Annotated in this window: 1 pseudogene; it reads right to left on the bottom strand. The window is 54.8% G+C overall.

Annotated features, from left to right (window positions below):
- Positions 1-557 (bottom strand): annotated as a pseudogene (locus HMPREF3155_RS04765) (IS21 family transposase); the annotation flags it as partial.

The following is a 557-nucleotide window of genomic DNA, read 5'->3' as shown; positions in this document are numbered from 1 at the left end:
TCACGGGTAAGCGCCTTGTGGCCTTCATCATCGCCACATGGCCCATGCTGAGGGTTGGTGGAATACCGGTATTTGAATCCGTGAAGGCGCGTGTGTTCAGCAACAAGCTGCTCCCCGTTGAAGATGCTTACTAGTTGCGGGGTGAGCCTGACTGTTACCGATTCTCCTACCAGTTGAAATGGTACTGAGTAGTACTGGTAGTCACAGGTGATGTGCCAGTTGCGATCGACTTTGAGCCGCTTATAAGACACTTCCGTAAACGGCGTCGGCGGAAGATCCCGCATCATTGGTGCCTCTTCTTGATCAAAGCGCATGCGCCGTGTTGAGCCATCAGGCCGCGTCATTGCGCTGTTGATATCGGCAAGACGGCAAGCGATCGCCTCATTGAGTTCATCGAGGTCGTAGAAGACCTCGTTGCTGAAGTAGCCCAGGATTTTGGTGTAGGCGATTTTCACGGCACGCTCTACCGCTGCTTTGTCACGAGGCCTGCCGGGCCTGGTCGGCACGATCGTGATCCCGTAATAGTCTGCAAACGCTGCGTAGCGGTCAGTGACCAT

The sequence above is a fragment of the Corynebacterium sp. HMSC06D04 genome (assembly GCF_001807315.1).
Lineage (GTDB): Bacteria > Actinomycetota > Actinomycetes > Mycobacteriales > Mycobacteriaceae > Corynebacterium > Corynebacterium simulans.
The sequence above is the reverse complement of the archived record's forward strand: the minus strand, read 5'-3'. Positions and strand labels throughout refer to the sequence as shown.